Raw genomic sequence first — 22,135 nt, forward strand, 5'->3', positions numbered from 1 at the left:
GTTAATTGCAATCAAATAATCTTGGTGATTAATGTAATTTTTGTTAGTCAATTGTTAACGTGATTGCTTACAAAATCTCGGCACAGGCTGCTGTTATCGTTAGTGTAAGAGAGTGTTTATGTTTATTGTTTTAGCGGATATACATGGTTGCATCAGCAACCTTAAAACCGTATTAGACAAATATTCGCAACAGCCAATCAAAGGCATTATTGTGCTGGGCGATATATTGAATCATGGCCCAAGAAATCCAATGGTTGATGAGTATTCGCCGCGCAAATGTGCAACGCTATTAAACGCTTTCGCGCCGCAGATTATTGCCGTGCGTGGCAATTGCGACAGTGAGGTTGATCAAATGTTGCTTAACTTTCCGATGATGTCGGATATGGCGATAGTGTATCTAAAAGATCGTCGCATAGTGCTCAGCCATGGGCATTTATATAGTGACGATGCGAGCGATGATTTTTTTAGCGATGGTGACGTCTATTTGTTTGGCCATAGTCATCTGCCAAAAGCGGAATATTCAAAGCAGCGCTATTTATTAAACCCCGGCTCAATAACGTTAGCGAAAGGCGGTTTCGAGCAAAGCTACGGCATATTAGATGCAGATGGTTTTGCGGTGTACAATCTAAACCATCAGCGAATCGCCGGTATTGAGTTTGGTTAATCCCGCAGCGTCACTGCATTTGTGTTATTTCGATTAACGCCTGTTGATCGATATGTTGCAATTTCTCTTGCAGTGGCTCAGGTGAAAAGTCTATCGGTGTCCTCAAACTAAAATAAGCACTCAGTACGCTTTGTCCTAATTCAACAACGGCGTAGCGATGTGATTCCATATCATCAATATCTATAGCGAATTCCGCCAATACTTGGGTGATCTGATCGATTAAACCTGACTTATCACGCGCCTCATAGGTTAATGACCACAGCGCAAAACTTTGCTGTAAGTCGTTGCAATCATTAAAGTGAGATATCAGGCCGTCATGGTGTTCGAAAAAGGCCTTTAACTCATCAGCTTTATCCTCACCAATCTCAATCTTAATCAAACCAACAAAACGACCGCCGAGTTGGCTCACCCGCGAGTCTAGCCAAATACCGCCCAACTGATTTGTTTGTTGGGCAAGGCTGCGCATCACACCGGAGCGCTCTTCACCTAGGATGGTCGCGATAAATTGTACTGTCATAAATGTCTCCCGCTGACCTAGTTTGCTACAATAGCGCTGGTATGCCAGGCAGCATACCCACTGCTAACATGGCAATTAAACAGATGATAAATGCTAATCCCGGTATAATAACTCTGTCGGCAAACGACAGCTGTTTGGCTCTATCTTTATCACCTATCATGCCGTTGTTATCCAACAGCATAGTCAGTGACCATGCCAGAACAGGGTTAGCGACAAAGGCGGCAAAAATACAGATACCCGCCGATTGCGCATCTTTGGATTCTTTCACCATTTGCAGCCCAGCTTCTAATAATGGCAAAAACACGCCAACCAGCAATGCAATAGACATCACCGGTTTCCATACCGCAACATCCATCGGGTAACCTGACACGGCGACGACGATACACATTGCGCCTAACAATATGGCGCCGGCTGGTATCGGTCGTTTGGCGATAGCCGCTGGGATCATATATGTGCCCCAACTGGAGGTAATATTACCGCCGCCTACTGCGGTACCCACTATTTGTCGAAACGCACAAGTGGTCATGGTGTCGTCCACGTCCATCAATACTTTATCTGTACCTTTGGGGTAGTTAAGCTCCTGAAAAATCCGGTGGCCAAGAAAATCTGGTGGCCACATCGCCACGGCAAGAATGGCAAACGGTAACGAGGCAATAAAATGTGACAGATTAGGTAAGCCTAGCATCCAACCTTCACTGGTACTGCCCCACCAATAAACCGGGTTTAAATTGGGAATGCCAGGTTCGGTTACAAAGACTAAATCAAACCCCGCACCAAATAAAAAGGCGATAACAATAGCGACGATGGAACACAAGGGAATCGCCAGCCAACGCTTGCCGATTCTGGCTAAGTATGAATACAGCACGACATTAGCAATAAGAATGATAAACGCCACATGACTGAGGCTGTAATCTAAGCTGTGCTTGCTCTGCAGGCTTTCTGCCCAACTGAATAACGAGGTGATTTGGCTAACCGCACCACCAAAGCCGAGGAACACCAAAAGGCCGCCAGCGACCCCATCACCGGTGAGGTTTACCAGCCGCGAGCCACCTTTAAAGTAACTCATTAATATGCCAAAAATGCCTAGTAAAATGGCCAATGCTAACGGGTGCGCTCCGGCAAGGGCGATGGCACCAATAAGCGGAATCATCGGCCCATGGTTACCGGCTAAGTTGGCTCTTGGGTTGATAAAGCCAGAACTGATAATACAAAACAACAGGGCAGGGATAAGCATTTCTACCCGCACGACGGAGATAATAAAATCAGCCCCTAGATTAACCTCATCCCACTTTTCTGTTAAACCAATGGCCCACGCAGACATTACCGCAGAATACATCACCGTAATGCCTATGGTTCCGGCGATGGCTGGCACTAAGTCTTCCCACTCAAAATTGAAATCTCGACCGGGTAAGTTCAATCCCCAACGACGGGGCTTCATGATTTTTAATTCATGATCTAGATAATCTGAACGACTTGAAAATTCATTGGCTGGACGGTGAGCCTGATGATAGGGAGTCGAATCATCGCTGTTGTGCTGGGAATTTTCACTCTCTTGCATAATCGTCTCTATCGCAACAGGCAGCGCAGCATAATTAAAAACAACAACGACTAATCTTTAGGTGCTGCCATAAGGTTATATGAACAAACAATAATTGTAGTTCAGATAGTGAAAAACATAAGGTTGATAATGGCCGGCAAAAATTTAACGGCTGAGATTTATTAGCGGGCAAATAAAAGCCGACGGTTATCGCCGGCTGATCATCGATGAATTATCAGAGCATTAATAGTAATAGTCTTCGTGTGTGTGAACTTGCGGATCGTCGACGATTTCTTCTATGCCAACCTGAATTGAATTGTTGTCCATTAAATCAGTCATATACACAGTTTGCGTTGCGCCATCTACCCAACTGACTCGGCCACTGCCTTTGCGTGACGTACAAATCATACCAACTTTGATGTTATCGATATCCATTATGCCTCCCAACATTGATTAAGGTGTTGTAAGCCTAGCTGACATCCTTTGTCAGGCAAGTAGGTACTCGCCTGTAGACTAAGATATAGACACTATTATACGTGGTGAGTTCCAATAGAGATTGACGCGCAATCGGGTAATATTAATTTAACGCCATTTGATACGGCGATTTTTACCCTATGTAAGGAATATTTATCAGCCAAAAGTGATTGTAATGATTAATGAAAATCATCAATCTTGTACGTTATTGAATCACAACTTTGACTGGTTAAATCAATATAAAAAGAAACGGGATAACCATAGACATCATGAAATAAAGGCACGGATTTCGACGTTTTAGATTCAGAAAAGCGCTTAGGTTGCTGTAAATTAGTTTGCAACATTAAGTCAAATACATCATCTATGGTGTAATAAAGGTGCAGGGTTAATTCAGGTTCATAATGGTTTATGGCAGCAGTATAAACAGATACGACAACATTATCTTCTACGGTTATCGTTCGATTTAAGTAATATTGGTCCCCGCTATCTTGGCAGTCGCTGCCTTGTTCACTGTATGAAAATGAATAATCGCTAATCTCAGTTGCCTTCCAAATAGCTTGGTTTTTCAAGATTAATGCGCTCAGATCACGGTACTCTTCATCGGAGTCATCGCTACACGATATAAGGCATAAGCAGAGTAATAACAAAAGTGTTTGTTTCATAAAAATTCCATTTAAATGATGTCCTAGCAGCGATTAAATTTACTCCGAATTTAGAGTTTACTCAATGCTTTGTGGTACATATGTGCAATCCATAATAGTGGTGTTGCAGAGCAAGTCAATGAATTAATTGTGGCGACACGCGGATGGTGTGGCGATAGTGAAAGCAAGCAATCGCTGTCGTTTCACATGACACTTGGTTGCCCAATATACGAGAAATAATTAAGGGGTAAATAACGTGCCTAAGGTCGTGGCACGGCTAGCGCCGGTTACCGACGGTAAGTTTGAGGCTAAATTGTGCTCAAAAGCATAGGCCAGCCAAGCAAATATCAACGCTTCTAAGGCGTCATTGTCAATACCATATTGATTGCCTGTCTGCACATTGGCGTCAGCAAGTAATTGCTTTAGCATGGTCATTAACAATGGGTTATGGGCGCCACCACCAACGATAACCACCTCGGACTGAGGATTTAAATGCCCGATGGCTTCGGCAATGCTATGACTTGTTAGCGCAGTTAGCGTGGCTTGAATGTCTGCAGGTGCTAAGTCTTTATGTTGTTGTTGAGCGATAAACTGTTGCAGCCACGCATCATGAAAATATTCACGGCCAGTACTTTTTGGAAAAGCCTTGGCAAAATACGAATCTTGCAACATCAAGGTCAACAGTTGTTGATTAACCTGACCTGTTTTCGCCCATTTAGCATCTTCATCAATGCCTTTTGTGCAACTTGGGTAGTGACGAGTATACCAGTCATCTAGCAAGGCATTGCCCGGCCCCGTATCAAAACCAATTACCGAGTTATCGCTGGCACCTAAGTAGGTGATGTTAGCAATGCCACCAATATTGACAATACATACATCTTTTTCTTTATCGCGAAACATGGCGTTATGGTATGCCGGTACCAATGGCGCACCTTGACCACCCAATGCCATATCTTTTTCACGAAAGCGACCGATTACAGGGATGTCAGTCAACACCGCTAAGGTTTGGCTACAACCAATTTGGCAGGTAAAGCTGTGTTGTTGCGATGGACGATGACGGATGGTTTGGCCGTGATTGCCGATTGCTTTGATATCATGACTATTGAGCTGTTGCTGTTTAAGAAACGCCAGTACGGCGCTGGCAAAATGTTGCGCAAGTTGCTTATCAAGGGCGGCTAGGCGGTCTAATTCATTATCGCCTGGGGTGTATAAACTTTGGATCTGCTGTTTTAATTGAGGCGAATAAGGCTGATAAAAGCTGGCGTGCAAAACATGAGATTTGTCGTTAAATTCAACCAGTGCTAAATCAATACCATCAGCACTGGTTCCAGACATTAAGCCAATATAGAGTTCTGCGTTGTTATTCGGCAAGTGCTTCTGACTCATCCAGGGTTGCCGCAATTAATGTTTGCTTCGAACCTTCAAGTTGCTCTAATACACGGCTCGCTAATTTGGTAAATTCCTGTTTGTGCTTTTTAGCGATAGGCTGTGCATCAGGTAATTTAACGGTACGTGGGTTTCTGTGCACGCCATTGAGCAAAAATTCATAATGCAGATGTGGTGCTTGTGACAGTCCGGTTGAGCCAACCAAACCAATCACTTGGCCTTGTTTCACTCGTTGACCTTTTTTTACTTTGCGCTTAGAGAAGTGCAAATATTTGGTGACGATGTTATTCGCGTGTTGAATGAATACATAGTGACCATTGTATTTATTGTAAGTCGATGAAATAACTCGACCATTACCCGCTGCCTTCACTGGTGTGCCTTTAGGGGCTCGATAATCGGTACCATTGTGGGCTTTATAGCGTTTAAGAATTGGGTGGTAACGTTTTGGTTTGAAATTTGAGCTAATGTACTGGAAGCTAACCGGCGCACGTAAGAACGACTTACGCATGCTATCGCCTTTTTGGTTATAGTATTCACCATCTTTAAAACGTACCGCTTTAAAGGTTTCGCCTTGGTTAATAAATTCCGCAGCCAAAATATTGCCATGGCCAACAAATTCACCGTCGATGTATTTGTCTTCAAACATCACCGCAAAGGCATCACCTTCACGAATGTCTAATGCGAAATCGACATCCCAACCAAAAATGTTGGCTAAATTCATGATTTGTTTATTGCTCATGCCGGCTTTAAGGCCAGCATTCCAGAAGTTACTGGTGATGGTCGCCTGTGCATAACCGGTGCGAACTTCGACTTGTTTTTCAGCGATACGGCTAGTGAAGTTTTGTTGTTCAACAGCAATGTGCAATGTTTCGGTCATCGACATTTTGTACTGTAAGCCAACAAGTTCACCATCATCATTGCTGGCGAGTTGAATTTGCTCGCCAACACGCAACGATTTAAGCTCTTTACCATGCTCTGTTTTGGTTAATTTGTGCGTTGTTGTCGCACCGTGGCCAAAACGTTTCATGATTTTTGCCAAGGTATCGCCGCTTTTAACAGTGGCGGTTTGCCATGACTGGGTTGCAGGTTTTTGCTCGGCAACTTGCTGTAGTTTTTTCTTAGTTTGCTCCGGAATGGACAAATCGTAAGTTTTTCCCACTTCAATTGCAGGTTTGCCGCTATTTTTTGATGCGACAGCTTGTTCTGATGGCAAAACCAGCAAAATAACTAGAAAAATACTGCAGCCGATGATTAACATACGGTGTTTTTTAGGCAGTTCTAAATATAAATTCTTTAAATTTGTCAAGGTGTTACCGATACAGACTGATAATTATTTGATACTTATAGATAAGACTATACCAAAAAATTAAAAAAACTCACAACCCCGGGGTTTTCACAACCCTTAGTTTTGCAGTAAAATCAGCTGTTCTTGAATAAAGTAGTAGCAATTGCGCAGGACAAATCCTGTTTAAGTCAAAAGGCACAATAATGACCGATACTAACCAAGCGTTTGCCGAGTTAAAACGTGGTGCAGAAGAAATTCTGTTGGAAGATGAATTACTCGAGAAGTTAAAATCTGGTAAACCATTAAAAATCAAAGCAGGCTTTGATCCAACAGCACCTGATTTGCATTTGGGGCATACGGTTTTGATCAACAAGATGCGTCAGTTCCAACAATTGGGACACGAAGTCATTTTCTTGATCGGTGATTTTACCGGCATGATTGGTGATCCAACAGGTAAAAACGTAACGCGCAAACCGCTTACCGAAGCTGATGTATTGGCCAATGCTGAAACCTATAAACAGCAAGTGTTCAAAATTCTTGATCCGGCGAAAACCCGTGTTGAATTTAACTCGACCTGGATGGAAAAGCTTGGTTCCGCAGGTATGTTAAAGCTGGCGGCACGTCAAACCGTTGCCCGTATGATGGAACGTGACGATTTTAAAAAGCGTTTCAAAGAAGGCCAGTCTATTGCTATTCACGAATTTATGTACCCACTGGTTCAAGGCTGGGATTCAGTTGCATTAGAGTCTGATGTTGAACTGGGCGGTACCGATCAGAAGTTTAACCTGTTGATGGGCCGAGAATTACAAAAATCGGAAGGTCAACGTCCGCAAACGGTACTGATGATGCCATTGCTTGAAGGTTTAGACGGTGTACAAAAGATGTCTAAGTCACTTGGCAACTACATCGGTATAACTGACACGCCAAGCGATATGTTTGGTAAGATCATGTCTATCTCTGATGTATTGATGTGGCGTTACTATGACTTGTTAAGCTTCCGTCCGATTGCTGAGATCGAAGCGTTCCAACAACAAGTTGCAGATGGTGCGAACCCTCGTGATATCAAAATTGAATTGGCAAAAGAAATTATTGCTCGATTCCACAGCCAAGCAGATGCTGACGCTGCGCATCAAGAATTTATTAATCGCTTCCAAAAAGGCGCTATGCCAACGGATATTGAAGAGAAGACAATCAATACCGTTGATGGTGAATTGGCACTAGCAAACTTACTAAAAGAAGCCGGTTTGGTTGGCAGTACCTCAGATGCCATGCGCATGGTTAAACAAGGTGCGGTTAAAATTGACGGCGAAAAAGTTGCCGATGCTAAGCAAGCATGTGTTGCCGGTAGCACGGCTATTTACCAAGTCGGTAAACGCAAATTTGCTAAAGTGACATTGGTTTAATTGCAAGTTACACCGACAATGCCAGTCAAATGACTGGCATTTTTGTTTGTAATTAGCGTACAGTATTAACTGTGTTTGCCATTGACAACAAAAAACATAAGAGAGCAAATGATTTTACGTCTACTATCCATGGTGTTTGGCCTTAGCTTAATGCTCGGCTGTGCCAGTGAACCTACGTCTAGTGTTAACCCTGATTTTAATTTTACTCAGGTTAAGACCTTCAGTCTGTTTCCTCGAGAATCTCGATTTAGTGATATTCAGAGCCTGAGTGATTATGAGCGTAATCGTATTGAATTGGCCATTGAACAAAAAATGGAAGAATCAGGATTTGATTACAAACCATTGGAAGACGCGGACGTGGTAATCAGCTATTTCTTAGTTGGTCGCAGTTTGCGAGAGCTGCAAACCTACAATAAGTTAGTGCGTGCATGTTTGGGCTGTGCCCAGGCAGAGCAGCAACGACTTAACCAAGACATACGTTCCTCAATGCTGGTGATTGACGTACTCGATAGTGTTAAACGTCGCAGTGTGTTTCGTGGCTTTGTAAAGGTTGATTTGGATATTGAAAACAGCAGCGATGAAAATCAGCAAGAAATAATTGCCGCTGTGGATCAAATCCTAGGCCAATTACCGTCAAATACAGTACAATAGCGTTAATTATGGTACTGCTACAGCTTGAGAGATAAATGAGCTACCCAAATGATGAACATGGCCAAGTCTTGGCTGAAATGGAACAAGCCGGCATTGATCTAAGCAAGCCGATTGTTGTTGAGTTTTTCCAGTTATTTGAACAAGAAGACAATGCCAACGCACTCGCTAAGCATATTGAAGAAAGCGAGATGCAGGCCACCGTGACTGTGCACCCAGATAAAAGCCCAGGTGTCTGGGACGTTGATTGCAGATTGGAGATGATCCCAAGTTACGACAATATCGTTGAGATGGAGCAAACCTTTGAAAAGTTAGCTCGTCAATTTGATGGTTATAACGACGGTTGGGGCGTGCATTTCGAAGATTAGTTGCACATTGATGCGGCTACTTAAATGCGATTAATAGGGCAGTGCAATACTGCCCTTATTATTGCTAAGTATTGAGTCTATATCTCGTCGTCAAACTTGAATGCAGGTAAAGATACCTTCCAATAAATGCCAGCAAGGCGTAACACCAGAGCGCCTAGCATCGCTATAGAACCAGCAATTAATTCGCTAAAGCCTAGCGTACTTAAGCCAACAAATAATACACTGCCTAACATCGCCGCTGTGGCATAAATTTCCTGACGTAAAATTAACGGTATTTGATTACAAATAATGTCACGTATCATACCGCCGGCGACGCCAGTGATGGTGCCCATAATGATTGCGGTCAACATGGACTGTTCATACATTAGCGCTTTTTGTGTGCCTAATACCGCGAACAATGCCAAACCAAAAGCATCAGAAATGTGCATAAAACGCTTTGGCACATGTTTAGGTTCACGAATGAGAAAAATGGTTAACAACGAGGTGAAAAAGATAATCACCACATACTCGGATTGCACCGTCCAAAATACCGGTGCGCCAAGAATAATGTCGCGTATGGTACCGCCACCAACCGCTGTTATTGCCGCAAGCACCATAACGCCAAATGGATCGAGACGATAACGGCCGGCCATTAACGCGCCGGATAATGCAAACACGATAACGCCAAAAATATCAGCAAAATAGATAAAGGTGCTGATAGGATTGGCGGCGACACTTTCTGCCATGTTACTTTTCTACCTGCCTGTTGTTTTCATGCCAAAGATTCATATCACCTTGTAAGTGAGTCAGGTGCTTAAAACCTTGTTGCTTAAGCTCCTCAATAGCGATGCCGGCGCGTCTGCCTGAACGGCAATAGACAATGATATTTTTATCTTTGTATGACTCGAGCTTTTGCAAGTTTGCCGCCAGTTCGGTGTGGGAGATGTTCACGGCACCTGGAATATGACCTTCTTGAAATTCTTCTGCAGTGCGCACGTCCAGCAATAAAAATTGCTCATCACTTTGTTGCAAATCAATAAGTTGCTGTTGCTCAATGTCTGCAGCAAGGGGACTAACAGGCTGTTGTTCATCGTATGCGTTAGCGTTAAACATGACGAGCATACAGCTTAAATACATTAACTTTTTCAACATCACTTCCACCTTAAAATCAAGTCGACACAGGCGACTCGTTATATCGATTAACTTGTTGATAATTATGCGTGTTATTAGCTATTTAAGCCAATAAAAAATCCCGGACTTAGCCGGGATTTGATCACTAGGCTATACCGGACTTAGCTTAAGCTTTTGCCCTTTAAGGCGGTCAGCATATTCATCACCAGCTCTGATGAGTTCACTGATGCGGTTTCTAAATAGGCTTCAAACGACTCTGGCGACTCTTTACCGGCGATATCACTCATTGAACGAATAACCACAAATGGTACGCTTAATTGATGGCAGGTTTGCGCAATCGCGGCGCCTTCCATTTCCACCGCGGCCATGGTTGGAAAGTTTGCACGAGCCTTAGCAATATCATCATCTTTGGTCATGAAAGTATCGCCAGTGGTGATAAGACCGGTCATGGTTTGAATACCTTGCAATGTATCAATGCCTTGTTGGGCTGCGCTAACCAAGGTTGGGTGCGGCGTAAATGCTGCCGGCATGCCAGGCAGTTGGCCAACTTCATAGCCGAATGCGGTAACATCAGCATCGTGATGTCGTACTTCAGAGCTGATCACGATGTCACCGACACGCAAGGATTGATCAAAGCCACCTGCAGAGCCAGTATTGACGATGTAGTCAGGTGCAAACTTCTCAATCATCAGCACTGTTGCTATACACGAAGCAACTTTACCTATACCAGATTGCACCAATACGATCTCATTGCCATCGATGTTACCGGTGAAAAAACGGTAGCCAAAATATTGGTGTTCGGCAAAGTCTGCCAATTTACTTTTTAAAATTGCAACTTCCGGCTCCATTGCGCCGATAATACCTGCTTTCATCGTTTTTATTCCTGCCATTGCATAAGATGCGGCAATTATAGTGAGTTAGCGCAAAAACTAAAACAACTTTTATTCACCAACTGCTTGTTCGGACTCGGCGTTTGTTGATGTTAATCAAAAGTTAATGCGAAATATTCGCGTCGTAGATGCTGGTGATTTAGGCTTAAAGATATAGACCATAACTAAGCGACAATCAGGAGGTTAAATATGACCATTAAGCGACATGGCTTAGCCATAGGTATTGAACGTATTGATGATCAGTTTTTCGTTACGCTTACAGCGCAAGGCACTCTGACCCACGCCGATTATCAGGTGATAACACCAATGCTCGATAATGCATTGGCGGCGGTGAAACAGCCGAAAGTAAAAATGCTTATCAATGCGACTGAGATGCAAGGCTGGGAGCTGCGCGCCGCATGGGATGATTTTAAGCTTGGCCTCAAACACGGCAGCGAATTTGAAAAAGTCGCCATTCTTGGCAATAAAGACTGGCAACAGATGGTGGCCAAAATTGGTGGTTGGTTTATAAGTGGTGAGGTCGCTTATTTTGAAGACGAAGATAAAGCCTTGGCCTGGCTAAGGTAGGAGGTTGATATGGACGTGCAACAATTGGCTGAATTTTTTGGTTGGTGTACCGTCATCAATGCGATATTTTTAATTCTAGCTTGGCTTATTATGCAAGTATTTGCAGAACCGATTAAAGCATTGCACCGACGCATGTTTACGCTCGATGATGAAACCTTACAATGCGTCTATTTTAAATTCTTTGGCTATTACAAACTTGCCATATATGTCTTTAATTTAGCACCGTATATTGCGCTGAAACTTATGGTTTAACAACACCTTAGCGGTAATGCGGTGGGTCTAAAGAATACGATCGCTCACTTGTTTTTGTAGATACACAGCAACCGCTTTTGAGGTCGGTGTAAATGACTTGTCGCCCACACTATCCATCGGTACTAATGGGTTTGTTTCAGGGTAATAGCCAGCAACATTTCCCTCAGGGATATCATAAAGGTGTATTTTAAAATCACTTACTTGTCGTTCAATGTTGTCTTGCCAAACCGAAGTGATGGTCACTAAATCACCATCTGATAATTGCTGTCTTTTCGCATCTTGAGCGTTGATAAATAGAACCTTTCGGCCATTAACCACACCACGATATCTATCATTCATGCCGTAAACTGTGGTGTTGTACTGGTCGTGAGAGCGCATTGTTTGCATCGTCAGTAGGCGTTCTCGCTTACTGTCTTCTAATGCAATCTGGCTAATGGGCACCAGCTCATCCGGTAATGGGTTGCTGTTAAATAACGCTTTACCTGCGACGTTTAACCAGCGATGTTCGCTGGCGCTATTACCTAAATAGAAACCACCGACATGATCAAGGCGTTGCTCAAAATCGTTAAATTCAGGTAAGCAGGCGCTGATCAAGGCGCGAATATTGCTGTAATCAGCAGTGAGATTTGACCAATCGATTGCATCATTGCCTAGCGTTGCTTGGGCAATACCGGCAATAATTGCTACTTCTGATTTTAGCTGGCGTGATACCGGTTCGACATTACCCATCGAGGCATGCACCATTGAAAAAGTGTCTTCTACGGTGATGTATTGGTCACCGCTGGTTTGCCTGTCGATTTCGGTTCGCCCTAAGCAAGGTAAAATAAGTGCGTCTTTACCCATGTATAAATGACTGCGATTTAATTTAGTGGCGATTTGTACATTAAGCTCGGTGTTGGCGAGCGCTTGATATGTACGCTCACTATCCGGGGCTGCTTGGGCAATATTACCGCCTAAACAAACCAACACTTTACTGTCTTTAGACAACAGCGACTTCAACGCATGATAGACATTGTGTCCAGGCGCTTTAGGTAAAGGTGTTTGCAAAACCTTACTTAGGCTATCAATGAACGCCTCTGGCGGTTTTTCGTTGATGCCAACGGTACGATTGCCCTGAACATTGCTGTGACCTCGCACCGGGCACAAGCCAGCGCCAGGTTTGCCAATATGGCCCCCCAGCAGCTGCAGATTGGTGATTTCTTGTATGGTGGCAACCGAATGCTTGTGTTGCGTTAAACCCATGGCCCAACAACAGATCACTTTATCACTATTGGCCCAAACACTGGCAGCTTGTCTTAAATCGTTTTGGGTTAAGCCACTTTGCTCAGATATTTTTGACCACGAGGTTTGTTCGACCAGCTCGATATAAGATTCTAACCCTTGGCTATGTTGCTCAATAAAGTTGCGATCTAGGCTTTGCGGATAGCGTTCAAGTAAAGCTTTGACGATGCCTCTTACCGCCGCCATATCACCACCTAATTTAGGGGTGAAATAGGCATGACTGATTTGCGTTGCGCTCGGAGTCAGCAATTCCACCGCATCTTGCGGGCTGGCAAAGCGTTCTAAAGCCACTTCTTTGAGGTTGTTAAAGGTGACAATTTTACAGCCATTGCGTGCTGATTTACGCAATGCGTTCATCATCCGCGGGTGATTCGAACCGGGATTTTGACCGAATACAAAAATCGCATCGGCAAAGGAGAAGTCTTTAAGGGTTACCGTACCTTTACCGACACCAATCGCTTCTTTTAACGCGACACCACTGGCTTCGTGGCACATATTGGAGCAATCTGGAAAGTTATTGGTACCGTAAAGGCGACCAAATAACTGATAAATAAACGCTGCTTCGTTCGAGGCACGACCTGAGGTATAAAACTCTGCCTGATCAACATGTTCAAGTTGATTTAGGTGACTGGCAATCAACGCAAATGCATCAGACCAAGATATCGCTTGGTATTTATCTAACTCAGCGTTGTAGCGCAAAGGTTCAGCCAATCGCCCTTGATATTCTAACCAATAATCGCTTTGTTTTTTCAGTTCGCTTACCGTATGCTCTGCAAAAAACGCGGCGTCAATGGTTTTACTGGTTGACTCCCACGCAATGGCTTTCGCGCCATTTTCGCAAAATTGGATCAGGCCTTGCTTTTCATCTCCCCAAGCACAACCAGGGCAATCAAAACCTTTATCTTGATTCGCTTTTAACAGGCTTTTGATGTTGGTACTTGGCTGCTGAGATTTAATGATACTCTTAAGCGTAGATTGCAGCGATTTTATCCCGCCTGCTTTGGCTGGTTTTTGCTGGAATTGAACGGTATTGCGATTATTTGATGTCATAACGATAACTTTGCATCACTACCTTAATAATAGGATATCTACGTTGTTTTGCTGAAGTCCTTGTAAGCGTTCTAAACAAGCCTTCTAAAGAGCGGCAAAGCAAACTATCCGTGAGAGGTTGGCGCATTGCTGTTGAGAGATTGCGCGCCAGACATCAATCTGGCGCGATAACGCTTAGGCTGGGTAGGCGTCTTTTAGACCTTGATAGACATTTTGTTGGAAGTCATCACTGCTGGTGTCTAAACCTGCGACCAAATCAGCAAGTACTTCATTGTCTTCTTTACCATGCCAAATTTTTATGTACGTACCGGTTTTATAGCCGTTATCTTGACGGAAGAAATTTAGCGTGTTTTTGCCTACGTATTGGCGGAATAACTCGTCAAGATCCATGTTCATCAAACGCATGCAGGCGGCAAAACTAAGGCCGTCAAAATCTTTGTTGCTTACCGCAGCTGACGCTAAGTCTTCTAATGCCAGTTTAAAGTCAATGTGCGATGTTTGGCGACTGATTTCATTGGCTAAGGTCTCAGCAATAACGTCAACGTTGTCTTCTTGCATCAAACGCAGTGACAAGCCAAAGTGGAAGATATCAACTAACTCAAGTTGCACTTGCGGGATGTCACATTCTTGATGCTTCCACCATTTCCAACCATGGTGATCAAGCATTTCTGCACACTCAACCCAAATAGCACGATACCATTCAAAATTATTGGTGCGCCAGGTATCACTGACTCGGGTATTCATTGCATCTTGCATGGTAAGCATTTGCTTAATTTGCTTAATTGCTGTTGATAATTCAGACATGAAAATTCCTACAAAAAACTAATTATTCTAATGGCTCATAGTTTGCCCGAAACAGAGGGTAAAATACAGAGTTAATAATCAGCAACTCGGTCATTTTTTTACTGCGTTAACCATTCTTTTTTGTCGTCATGTACTGCGGGGGCTTTATTTGCCTTGCTCGACCCAATAGGCACTACCAGAGCACTGCACGTTAGGAGAACAACGGTTGGTATAGGTGTTGTGACATTGATGTGCAACCAAGCCATTGCCGCCAGCTAATTGCGTTTCCACTTGTAATTGTCGCAGTAAATGCCCCTGTGGGCTGTAGGGGGTTCGTGTTCTTTGTTCACGTCTTGCTTCCGCATCATCTATTTCCTGACAATATGATGATTGCACATTAGCTAGGTATTCTGCATCGTAGCGGAGCACCTCATTCATACTATAAATCGCAACGCCTGAAGATGATATTTGGCCTTGGATAAATGGACTTGCGTTGGAGTTGATTCTTAAATGGGCACAAGAGGTTAGGCTAATAAACGCCGCGATAATTAATATACTTCTCATTTTCGTTCCCTGAATATCATTTTATAACAGTTACTTAGTGGCTAGTTTAGCGTTAATCGCTGTGCTAATAAAGTGGCAAATATGTGCGGCTATTTATCGAACAATGACATCCGGGTGTTCAACGGTCGCCGACTCATGAAACATGTCCGCTAAAAAGCGGGTTAACTGCTCTTGATTAAGATCATCAGGAATATAAACATCATAAATACGGCGGCCAATGCCGGTTTGCGGATCGTCAAATAACTGCCATTGTTGAGCAACTCGCTTAACTTGCATGGCATTGCCAAAGACTAAAAAACGGATACTGTTCATTTGTATAAGGGGACTCTGTTGTTTATGTGCTGTTGGTTAACTGGCGGTAAGCATTTTTGGGGTGACAAAATACATTAATAGCGCCGGAGCATCAGCAATATGCTGCCAACTCAGTGCGTTTACTTTTATTTGAGCATAACCGCAGGTGGGAATATTGTCGATATTGGCATTGGTTAATTGGTTACAAAATAATGTCAGCGCCGGGTTATGGCCAACCAGCATGACCTCATTGATGGCATCATCAAGGGATTCGACAAAGCGAGCTAGTTGTTCCGCATCAAAGGTATACAAGGCCGTGGCGGTTTGCCAGCTTAAATCTTCAATGGTTTGATCATTAGTCAAATGTTCGGCGATTAACTCGATGGTTTTTTGCGCCCGTTGTGCAGGGCTTGTGTAGACATGCTTAAAATCATAACCTGCTTGGGCAATTTCTCGTGCCATGCTGGCGCAATTGCGCTTACCTCGATCGTTAAGCCCTCGATCCACATCAGCCAATTCTGGCTGCTGCCAACTGGATTTTGCGTGACGCAGTAAGTGCAATATCTTCATATTCTAATTATAGACACACATTGACCAATGTTTGCGCGTCAAATTAGTGCCGTTTATTGGATATCCATAGCGTTTGATATGGAGCCAAGGTAATGGTCTGGTATAAATCGTCGAATTGCGTGTCACTGATCAAATCGACCCAAGTATCCAGTTCTATCAAATTAAGATCGCCTAGGCGCAATATTTGTTCTTGGTCGCTAATATTGTTGATGGCAAAAATACTTTGTTGTCGGTCTGGGCTTTGTCGCCAAAAAGCAAACAAGCTGGTACCAAGGTGCAAGGTATATTGCGTCGCATTGGGATGAAACGCCGATTGTGCTTTGCGTATAGCAATCATGTTTTGTAAAGCCGATAACACCTGATGCTCTTTACTGGTGGAATCATCGAGCTGGGCGGTAAGGCTAGGGTAATGCCATTTATGGCGGTTAATAGCACGGTTTTGACCGGTGTGCTTTACTCGCTCATGGTCATTTAACGTGCCAACAAAGCTATGAATATATATCGCTGGGATGCCTTCAATGGCGAGCATGATCGCATGGGCACAAATAAACCGTTCTTTTTGCAAGTTATCTGGCCCTTTGCTGGTGCCTTGTAACGCTTCAAATAAGGCAATGTTTATTTCGTATGCCTGGTTTTGACCATTCTCTAGCGCTCGCCAACTGACTTTGCCGCCAAAATTGACCATGGTATTGATCAGTGAATCGATTTGCTGCTGGCTGAGAATACCTTCCACAGGGCGTAAACCAATACCGTCATGTGAGGCAATGAAATTAAAGTAAGTGGTACCATGTTGGGCAGGAGGCAGTGACATCAGCCATGTTTTTAGGTGACTGCAATCGCCACTAATAAGGGTATTCAATAACAATGGTGGTAGCGAGAAGTTATAAATCGCATGGGCTTCATTGGCGTTACCAAAATACATTAAGTTTTGCCTGTTTGGCACATTGGTTTCGGTAATAATCACCGAACCAGGGCAGTAATGTTCAGCCAACAATCGTAAACACTTAATGATTTCATGGGTTTGCATCAAATTGATACAGCTTGAATTCTCCTCCTTCCAAATAAACGCCACAGCATCAAAGCGAAATATGCGAATACCTTGGTCTAGGTAAAACTTAATAACCGAAACAAACTCTAACAACACCTTGGGGTTGGTAAAATCAAAATCGACTTGATCATGACTGAATGTACACCAAACGTAGCGTTCACCATCTTGGGTTTCAACCGGTCGCAACAGATCATGTGTGCGCGGACGAACCACTTGACTGGTATCGGTATCTTTATCAACACAATAAAAGTAATCCTTGCCCGGATGTTTACCTTGTTTAAAGTTTTCAAACCAACCACTTCGTGCCGAGCAGTGGTTAATCACTACGTCAGCCATGACTCGATAGTCTTTTGTCAGCGCTTGAATGTCGGGCCAGTCGCCAACCGATTGATTGACTTGGTAATAATCAATAACCGCAAAGCCATCATCCGAACTGTAAGGATAAAATGGCAAAATATGTACCGAGGAGACACTGTCACCTAAATAGTCACTTAAAAAGTGATGTAGGGTTTGCAGTGGTGGCTCTGGTTTGTTTTCAATAGAGTCCGCGTAGGTGATCACAAATACGTCATTTTGATCCCAGTGGTTGGTATACGCCGCAGGTGGCTGACACTCATTGGTGATGCCCATTTGTGCAATCAAGTCTTGGCATAAAACCTCACCGACTTGTTCGCCGTACACGCTATAGATATGACTTTGCAGGCGACTGATAAGCTGTTGCATCGCCTCGCTATTCGTTGCCTCATAAACCTGCATAGTATTTTTATGATTCGCGTAATTTGTCATCAATTCAACCCTGTGATGTATTAACCTTTGTTCTAATGAAAACGGTTTAGTGAAAACAGTTTAATGAAAAACGCTGGCTAAAGCGGTTGCCATTAGGCTGTTTTGGCTAATTTTGCCGCTTCACCAAATTCTAAGTTGTCTTGCTCAACAGCATCTTTTATGCGCTCAAATATATCTGGCACGGCATTCACGACACGGTTCCAACTAGGAATAAACGGTGTTTCCATTGGATCATCAAGAAAGGTGTGACCGGCTTTAATGATATTCTCAGCAAACATTTCTACCGCTTGCTCTTCTTTGTGAATGTCCAGCTCGAGACCATTAATAATGGCATCGTTTTTATAGGTTTCGATAAAGTCTAAGGCAATACGGTAGTAGGTTGCCTTAATCGTTCTGAAGGTACCAGCATCAAATACCGTGCCTTGAATCGCGAGTTTTCGGAACAAGGCTTTGGCAATGTCTATCGACATTTTTGACAAACCACCTTGCTCATTATCGAGGCTTAACTCCTGATGCTTGTGGTCATAAACGTCAGCAATATCCACTTGGCACAATCGGTTGGTTGAATAGTTACGATACATCTCTGCTAACACGCCGATTTCTAAACCCCAATCGCTTGGTATACGCAGGTCATTTAATACATCGATTCGAAATGAAAACTCACCGGCCAATGCATAGCGAAAACTGTCGAGGTAATCGAGATAATCATCGTCTTTAACCAATTTTTTCAAGGCGCGAATTAATGGCGTTACTAATAATCGTGATACTCGACCATTGAGCGTACCATTGGCGATACGAGAGTAGAAACCTTTGCAAAACTCGTAGTTAAATTTGGGGTTGGCGACGGGGTAAATGAGTCGCGCCAACATTTTGCGATCGTAGGTAAGAATATCGCAATCGTGTAAGGCAATCGATTCGACTTGGTTGCAGGCTAAGGTATAACCGAAACAGTACCAAACATTACGACCTTTGCCTAAATGCTCTGGTGCTAAACCTAGTTCCTTTAATTCCGCATCAATGGCTTTCAGACGAGGGCCATCATTCCATAACACGCGGTGCGGCTGTGGTAGCTTTGAGAAAAACTTTAAAGCGTGTTGATACTCTTGTTGATCGGCTCTGTCTAAACCGATAACGATTTGCGACAGATACGGTACTTTGGCTAATTCATTAACGATGTTAGGTAATGCCTCGGTGTTTAATTCCGAGTACAGGCTTGGCAGGACTAAGCCCATAGGACGTTTACTGCTAAAGCTCGATAGTTCTTGCTCCAAATCTTCGATAGGACGTGAGGATAAGTTGTGTAGCGTCGTGATTATACCGTTTTGATAAAAATCGCCCATTATATTGCTCCTTAAATTGCCTATTCTGTTGTGCGCTAGTTGTTGTCTTTGTGGTTATCGTTGCAGGATGTCGAGCACCGTTTCATTCCAGCCGATGGGCCCTTGAAAACGAGAGCGGATCAGATGCGGATGAATATCGATAACTGGATCTTGATGCGCCGGTGATTCAATCACCACGGCAATATCGGCGGTTTCTAGCATGGCTTTGTCGTTGGCGCTGTCGCCAAGGGCAATCAAGGTATGCTCAGAACCGCTGTTGAGTTCATACAAACGCTTTAGATACTCAAGCGGTTTGGCTTTGTCACTCTGCCCTAAGACATGCACAAAACGACCACCTTTGATCACGTTTAATCCCAGCAATTTTAAATGCTTGGCAAATGAGGCTTGGTTTTCACTGTTATCCAGCCATAACAAAGGCTCTGAAAATTGTCGCTCTTTGGCTTCTGCGGCTTTAGGTAGCGATAAGCCGGTACAACGGCAAAGCTCACGAGTGGTCATGGTTGAGAAGCCTTGATATTGAAAACTTTGTGTTTTCGCAAATCGGGTTAATCGCGATAGGATTTCATTACGATTTAAACCAAACTTGTATAACCAATATGCGCCGGCATCAAATCGTTCAATATCACTGTCTAATTCTTTTGCGAAGTAGTCTTTAGGAATGTACATCGCGGAGCCGTTTTCAATAATAAACGGGTGATTATTGTCTAACACGCGGCACAGATGTTCTGTTTCTGCATACGTCTTACTGGTGTTGAAAATAATTGGGACATCTTGCTGTTGGCAATATTCGAGTGCCGGTACCGCTTTGTGAAACTTATATGTACTGTGATCAAGCAGAGTACCGTCCAAATCGGTTGCTATGATGTAGTGTTTGTCCACGATGATGTCTCCTATATTTATCATTACAATAGAAAATGCAACATGTGTACCAGAATGAAAAATAAGCAGATATAAGGGCTATTAGCGCTAATTTAGCTGTTTATAAGCGATCCGAGGACAGTAACCGAAAATGCTTGCACCGTTTTGGTGCGCCACTTTGGTGCATTACATGAGCGGATAACATAACTGTGCTACTTGTGAGTCGGTCGTTTTTGCAAGTTAGTGCTTTTGCTGAATGACTACGTGGCGTTATGACTGAATGTAGATAGAGAGGCTGACAAAGGCGCGTTTGTTTAGACATAAAAAAGGCCAGACATTGCGCCTGGCCAATTCAAATTTTTCGATATTAGGCTTGTTGAATGTGCAGTAATTCTTCGTTCATGACGAAATCAAGAATACCAATCGCCGCTTTGCGACCTTCATCAACAGCGGTAACCACTAAATCGGAACCGCGCACCATATCACCACCGGCAAAGATATTTTGCTTACTGGTTTGCATTGCAAAGGCTGAATGTTCAGTGGCCACAACACGGCCGCGACTGTCAATTTCAACACCCGCGTCTTGCATCCATTTTGGTGGACTAGGTAAAAAGCCAAAGGCAATAACCACGGCATCCGCATCCATCACAAACTCGCTGCCAGCGACAGGTTGTGGACTGCGTCGACCATTGGCATCAGGCTCACCTAATTCAGTTTTAACAAATTTTACACCAACGGCATTGCCATCAGCGTCAACGGCGATATCCAAAGGTTGGATGTTAAATTCAAATTTAACCCCTTCTTCTTTGGCATTTTGCACTTCGCGCGGTGAACCAGGCATATTGGCTTCATCACGACGATAAGCACATGTGACTTGTGTAGCGCCTTGGCGAATTGCGGTACGAACACAATCCATCGCTGTATCACCACCGCCCAGTACAACCACTTTCTTATTCTGAAAACTGGTGTAAGGTTTGACATTTTCGCTGATGTTCATGGTCTTTTGGGTATTGGCAATAAGATAATCCAAGGCATTATAAACGCCTTTTGCCCCTTCATTATCGAAGCCACCGGTCATATCGGTATAGGTACCTAAGGCAAGAAATACCGCGTCGTATTGTTCGCTGATCTCGCTAAAGCTGATGTCAGTACCGACATTGGTATTTAATACAAACTCAATGCCCATACCTTCAAATATTTTACGACGGCGGATAACAACTTCTTTTTCCAATTTAAACGATGGAATACCGAAGGTTAACAAGCCACCAATTTCTGACTGTCGATCATATACCGTCGCTTTAACGCCATGGCGAGTTAGTACATCAGCACACGCTAACCCAGCAGGGCCTGCACCTATGACGGCGACTTTCTTGCCGGTATCGACAACATGACTTAAATCAGGTGTCCAACCCATGGCAAATGCTTGATCGGTAATATATTTTTCGATATTACCTATGGTCACGGCGCCAAATTCATCATTCAGCGTACACGCCGATTCACATAATCTGTCTTGTGGACAAACTCGACCACACATCTCTGGTAGCGAGTTGGTTTGGTGACATAGCTCAGCCGCTTCAAGGATTTTGCCTTCGGTGACTAATTCCAGCCATTGCGGAATGTAATTATGAACAGGACATTTCCATTCACAATAGGGATTACCACAATCAAGACAGCGATCCGCCTGACCGGCACTTTGATCTGAACTTAACGGCTGATAAATTTCAACGAAATTGGCTTTGCGTACATCGATAGCTTTCTTTGGCGGATCGATGCGCTTAACGTCAACAAATTGATAAACATTCTTACTCATAACACTGTCCTG

Annotated in this window: 24 protein-coding genes; 6 read left to right on the plus strand and 18 right to left on the minus strand. The window is 43.6% G+C overall.

All coding sequences use genetic code 11. The annotated features are described in order from the left end of the window. Positions 1–118: 118 nt before the first annotated feature. A complete protein-coding gene (gene yfcE, locus E2K93_RS11285; protein WP_135439190.1) occupies positions 119–664 on the plus strand; it encodes a phosphodiesterase in 546 nt (181 codons plus the stop codon). A gap of 10 nt (positions 665–674) precedes the next feature. On the opposite strand, the gene E2K93_RS11290 is transcribed toward yfcE, so the two are convergent. From E2K93_RS11290 to E2K93_RS11315, 6 genes are all read right to left on the minus strand, one after another. Next, positions 675–1,181 carry a glycine cleavage system protein R gene (locus E2K93_RS11290; RefSeq protein ID WP_135439191.1) on the minus strand — a complete coding sequence of 169 codons (507 nt, stop codon included), beginning with the start codon at positions 1,179–1,181 and terminating at the stop codon, positions 675–677. A 25-nt stretch (positions 1,182–1,206) separates the two neighbouring features. Further along, positions 1,207–2,739, minus strand: a complete 1,533-nt coding sequence (locus E2K93_RS11295; protein WP_135439192.1) for a DUF3360 family protein — start codon at positions 2,737–2,739, stop codon at positions 1,207–1,209. A 222-nt stretch (positions 2,740–2,961) separates the two neighbouring features. After that, on the minus strand, positions 2,962–3,153 hold the full coding sequence (locus E2K93_RS11300) for a hypothetical protein (protein ID WP_135439193.1): 192 nt from the start codon (positions 3,151–3,153) through the stop codon (positions 2,962–2,964). Positions 3,154–3,371: 218 nt separating this feature from the next. Continuing rightward, positions 3,372–3,854, minus strand: coding sequence for a DUF6174 domain-containing protein (locus tag E2K93_RS11305; RefSeq protein WP_135439194.1), 483 nt, complete (start codon positions 3,852–3,854; stop codon positions 3,372–3,374). 219 nt (positions 3,855–4,073) lie between these two features. Next, positions 4,074–5,219 (minus strand): anhydro-N-acetylmuramic acid kinase, encoded by a 1,146-nt coding sequence (locus tag E2K93_RS11310; RefSeq protein ID WP_135439195.1) that lies wholly within the window; start codon positions 5,217–5,219, stop codon positions 4,074–4,076. Beyond that, positions 5,194–6,477 carry a peptidoglycan DD-metalloendopeptidase family protein gene (locus tag E2K93_RS11315; protein WP_135439196.1) on the minus strand — a complete coding sequence of 428 codons (1,284 nt, stop codon included), beginning with the start codon at positions 6,475–6,477 and terminating at the stop codon, positions 5,194–5,196. The genes E2K93_RS11310 and E2K93_RS11315 overlap by 26 nt, the downstream gene beginning before the upstream one ends. 230 nt (positions 6,478–6,707) lie before the next feature. Here E2K93_RS11315 and tyrS point away from each other — a divergent pair, with 230 nt between their 5' ends. The 3 genes from tyrS (at position 6,708) to E2K93_RS11330 (ending at position 8,923) form a co-directional block, all read left to right on the plus strand. Then, positions 6,708–7,907, plus strand: coding sequence for a tyrosine--tRNA ligase (gene tyrS, locus E2K93_RS11320; RefSeq protein ID WP_135439197.1), 1,200 nt, complete (start codon positions 6,708–6,710; stop codon positions 7,905–7,907). A gap of 108 nt (positions 7,908–8,015) precedes the next feature. Next, positions 8,016–8,558: a DUF4136 domain-containing protein gene (locus tag E2K93_RS11325; protein WP_135439198.1), complete on the plus strand. Its 543-nt coding sequence runs from the start codon at positions 8,016–8,018 to the stop codon at positions 8,556–8,558. A gap of 35 nt (positions 8,559–8,593) precedes the next feature. Continuing rightward, positions 8,594–8,923: a ribonuclease E inhibitor RraB gene (locus E2K93_RS11330; protein ID WP_135439199.1), complete on the plus strand. Its 330-nt coding sequence runs from the start codon at positions 8,594–8,596 to the stop codon at positions 8,921–8,923. A gap of 77 nt (positions 8,924–9,000) precedes the next feature. On the opposite strand, the gene E2K93_RS11335 is transcribed toward E2K93_RS11330, so the two are convergent. The 3 genes from E2K93_RS11335 to mtnN all read right to left on the minus strand — a co-directional run bounded on the left by E2K93_RS11335 (position 9,001) and on the right by mtnN (position 10,905). After that, entirely contained in the window at positions 9,001–9,621 is a 621-nt protein-coding gene (locus E2K93_RS11335; protein ID WP_189637914.1) for a trimeric intracellular cation channel family protein, read from the minus strand. Between the two features lie 28 nt (positions 9,622–9,649). Beyond that, positions 9,650–10,054: a rhodanese-like domain-containing protein gene (locus tag E2K93_RS11340; protein WP_228445278.1), complete on the minus strand. Its 405-nt coding sequence runs from the start codon at positions 10,052–10,054 to the stop codon at positions 9,650–9,652. A gap of 140 nt (positions 10,055–10,194) precedes the next feature. Next, a complete protein-coding gene (gene mtnN, locus E2K93_RS11345; RefSeq protein WP_135439201.1) occupies positions 10,195–10,905 on the minus strand; it encodes a 5'-methylthioadenosine/S-adenosylhomocysteine nucleosidase in 711 nt (236 codons plus the stop codon). A 207-nt stretch (positions 10,906–11,112) separates the two neighbouring features. On the opposite strand from mtnN, the gene E2K93_RS11350 reads away from it, so the two are divergent. After that, the gene (locus E2K93_RS11350; protein WP_135439202.1) at positions 11,113–11,490 is read left to right on the plus strand and encodes an STAS/SEC14 domain-containing protein; all 378 of its coding nucleotides are present in this window, start codon (positions 11,113–11,115) and stop codon (positions 11,488–11,490) included. A gap of 9 nt (positions 11,491–11,499) precedes the next feature. Beyond that, complete coding sequence (locus tag E2K93_RS11355) at positions 11,500–11,742, plus strand: DUF6868 family protein (RefSeq protein ID WP_135439203.1); 243 nt, start codon at positions 11,500–11,502, stop codon at positions 11,740–11,742. A gap of 27 nt (positions 11,743–11,769) precedes the next feature. Here the strand turns inward: E2K93_RS11355 and E2K93_RS11360 are convergent, their stop codons facing one another. From E2K93_RS11360 to E2K93_RS11400, 9 genes are all read right to left on the minus strand, one after another. Next, positions 11,770–14,073, minus strand: a complete 2,304-nt coding sequence (locus tag E2K93_RS11360) for an FdhF/YdeP family oxidoreductase (RefSeq protein WP_135439204.1) — start codon at positions 14,071–14,073, stop codon at positions 11,770–11,772. A 174-nt stretch (positions 14,074–14,247) separates the two neighbouring features. Further along, on the minus strand, positions 14,248–14,877 hold the full coding sequence (locus E2K93_RS11365) for a dUTP diphosphatase (protein ID WP_135439205.1): 630 nt from the start codon (positions 14,875–14,877) through the stop codon (positions 14,248–14,250). Between the two features lie 144 nt (positions 14,878–15,021). Next, the gene (locus tag E2K93_RS11370) at positions 15,022–15,420 is read right to left on the minus strand and encodes a hypothetical protein (protein ID WP_135439206.1); all 399 of its coding nucleotides are present in this window, start codon (positions 15,418–15,420) and stop codon (positions 15,022–15,024) included. A gap of 93 nt (positions 15,421–15,513) precedes the next feature. Then, positions 15,514–15,732 (minus strand): hypothetical protein, encoded by a 219-nt coding sequence (locus tag E2K93_RS11375; RefSeq protein WP_135439207.1) that lies wholly within the window; start codon positions 15,730–15,732, stop codon positions 15,514–15,516. A gap of 36 nt (positions 15,733–15,768) precedes the next feature. Next, entirely contained in the window at positions 15,769–16,281 is a 513-nt protein-coding gene (locus tag E2K93_RS11380; RefSeq protein WP_135439208.1) for a SixA phosphatase family protein, read from the minus strand. A gap of 43 nt (positions 16,282–16,324) precedes the next feature. Beyond that, positions 16,325–18,085 carry an alpha-amylase family glycosyl hydrolase gene (locus E2K93_RS11385; protein WP_135440482.1) on the minus strand — a complete coding sequence of 587 codons (1,761 nt, stop codon included), beginning with the start codon at positions 18,083–18,085 and terminating at the stop codon, positions 16,325–16,327. 122 nt (positions 18,086–18,207) lie between these two features. After that, complete coding sequence (locus E2K93_RS11390; protein ID WP_135439209.1) at positions 18,208–19,455, minus strand: glycosyl transferase; 1,248 nt, start codon at positions 19,453–19,455, stop codon at positions 18,208–18,210. A 54-nt stretch (positions 19,456–19,509) separates the two neighbouring features. Next, positions 19,510–20,334, minus strand: a complete 825-nt coding sequence (locus E2K93_RS11395; protein ID WP_189637756.1) for an HAD-IIB family hydrolase — start codon at positions 20,332–20,334, stop codon at positions 19,510–19,512. 346 nt (positions 20,335–20,680) lie between these two features. Further along, positions 20,681–22,123: an FAD-dependent oxidoreductase gene (locus tag E2K93_RS11400; RefSeq protein ID WP_135439211.1), complete on the minus strand. Its 1,443-nt coding sequence runs from the start codon at positions 22,121–22,123 to the stop codon at positions 20,681–20,683. Positions 22,124–22,135: the final 12 nt, after the last annotated feature.

The organism is Thalassotalea sp. HSM 43 (assembly GCF_004752005.1).
Classification (GTDB): Bacteria; Pseudomonadota; Gammaproteobacteria; order Enterobacterales; family Alteromonadaceae; genus Thalassotalea_A.

Coding starts and splice junctions, on each gene's coding strand:
- E2K93_RS11380 (WP_135439208.1), bottom strand. CDS start 16,281: ATGAAGATATTGCACTTACTGCGTCACGCAAAATCCAGTTGGCAGCAG.
- E2K93_RS11360 (WP_135439204.1), bottom strand. CDS start 14,073: ATGACATCAAATAATCGCAATACCGTTCAATTCCAGCAAAAACCAGCC.
- E2K93_RS11295 (WP_135439192.1), bottom strand. CDS start 2,739: ATGCAAGAGAGTGAAAATTCCCAGCACAACAGCGATGATTCGACTCCC.
- mtnN (WP_135439201.1), bottom strand. CDS start 10,905: ATGAAAGCAGGTATTATCGGCGCAATGGAGCCGGAAGTTGCAATTTTA.
- E2K93_RS11330 (WP_135439199.1), top strand. CDS start 8,594: ATGAGCTACCCAAATGATGAACATGGCCAAGTCTTGGCTGAAATGGAA.
- E2K93_RS11355 (WP_135439203.1), top strand. CDS start 11,500: ATGGACGTGCAACAATTGGCTGAATTTTTTGGTTGGTGTACCGTCATC.
- E2K93_RS11370 (WP_135439206.1), bottom strand. CDS start 15,420: ATGAGAAGTATATTAATTATCGCGGCGTTTATTAGCCTAACCTCTTGT.
- E2K93_RS11290 (WP_135439191.1), bottom strand. CDS start 1,181: ATGACAGTACAATTTATCGCGACCATCCTAGGTGAAGAGCGCTCCGGT.
- E2K93_RS11305 (WP_135439194.1), bottom strand. CDS start 3,854: ATGAAACAAACACTTTTGTTATTACTCTGCTTATGCCTTATATCGTGT.
- E2K93_RS11365 (WP_135439205.1), bottom strand. CDS start 14,877: ATGTCTGAATTATCAACAGCAATTAAGCAAATTAAGCAAATGCTTACC.
- E2K93_RS11350 (WP_135439202.1), top strand. CDS start 11,113: ATGACCATTAAGCGACATGGCTTAGCCATAGGTATTGAACGTATTGAT.
- E2K93_RS11390 (WP_135439209.1), bottom strand. CDS start 19,455: ATGGGCGATTTTTATCAAAACGGTATAATCACGACGCTACACAACTTA.
- tyrS (WP_135439197.1), top strand. CDS start 6,708: ATGACCGATACTAACCAAGCGTTTGCCGAGTTAAAACGTGGTGCAGAA.
- E2K93_RS11340 (WP_228445278.1), bottom strand. CDS start 10,054: ATGTTGAAAAAGTTAATGTATTTAAGCTGTATGCTCGTCATGTTTAAC.
- E2K93_RS11385 (WP_135440482.1), bottom strand. CDS start 18,085: ATGCAGGTTTATGAGGCAACGAATAGCGAGGCGATGCAACAGCTTATC.
- E2K93_RS11375 (WP_135439207.1), bottom strand. CDS start 15,732: ATGAACAGTATCCGTTTTTTAGTCTTTGGCAATGCCATGCAAGTTAAG.
- yfcE (WP_135439190.1), top strand. CDS start 119: ATGTTTATTGTTTTAGCGGATATACATGGTTGCATCAGCAACCTTAAA.
- E2K93_RS11315 (WP_135439196.1), bottom strand. CDS start 6,477: ATGTTAATCATCGGCTGCAGTATTTTTCTAGTTATTTTGCTGGTTTTG.
- E2K93_RS11325 (WP_135439198.1), top strand. CDS start 8,016: ATGATTTTACGTCTACTATCCATGGTGTTTGGCCTTAGCTTAATGCTC.
- E2K93_RS11300 (WP_135439193.1), bottom strand. CDS start 3,153: ATGGATATCGATAACATCAAAGTTGGTATGATTTGTACGTCACGCAAA.
- E2K93_RS11400 (WP_135439211.1), bottom strand. CDS start 22,123: ATGAGTAAGAATGTTTATCAATTTGTTGACGTTAAGCGCATCGATCCG.
- E2K93_RS11310 (WP_135439195.1), bottom strand. CDS start 5,219: ATGAGTCAGAAGCACTTGCCGAATAACAACGCAGAACTCTATATTGGC.